1 pseudogene is annotated in these 662 nt (G+C 39.4%); it reads right to left on the bottom strand.

The window, feature by feature from the left end:
• Positions 1–245: 245 nt before the first annotated feature.
• Positions 246–662: pseudogene (locus RT405_RS10355) on the bottom strand (ornithine carbamoyltransferase); the annotation flags it as partial.

The raw sequence follows: 662 nt of genomic DNA, 5'->3' as shown, positions 1-662 counted from the left end.
GTGATCAGCCATCCGATAATGACTGGTCCAGGAGATGCGGTTAATGCCATATCAGACATCAAGTTAAAAATTCCGCCACCGATGATAGAACCAACAACTAAACTCATTAATGGTATTAATCCTAATTTCTTTTCTTCCATGATAATTACTCCATTCCTACCCGCTTTATTTTTTAAAATAAAGACAGAGCATTAGGACGATCTATTTCCTAATGCTCTGATAACGATAACGCATGGTGTTAAAGCTCAGACCTTCGGAATAAATAGGTTGCCTAGAGTTGCTGCCATAATGGCTTTGATCGAGTGCATTCTATTTTCAGCTTGATCAAATTGACGGGCATAGGAACTGCGGAAAACTTCATCTGTTACTTCCATTTCGCTAATGCCGAATCTTTCTTTAACCATTTCGCCATATTCCGTATTGGTATCATGGAAAGCTGGCAGACAATGCAATAGGATAACGTCTTCTTTTCCAGTTGACTTGATCATATCCATATTGATTTGATAAGGTTTTAGCAAGTTCACCCGTTCTTCAAATTTATCTTCTTCGCCCATGGATACCCAAACGTCTGTATACAATACATCGGCATCTTTCACGCCTTTTTGAACATCATCGGTAATCATCAGTTGGCTGCCGGATTTTTCTGCAAATCCTTGGGCCAT

Source organism: Carnobacterium sp. (genome assembly GCF_032094055.1).
Lineage (GTDB): Bacteria > Bacillota > Bacilli > Lactobacillales > Carnobacteriaceae > Carnobacterium_A.
The sequence above is the reverse complement of the archived record's forward strand: the minus strand, read 5'-3'. Positions and strand labels throughout refer to the sequence as shown.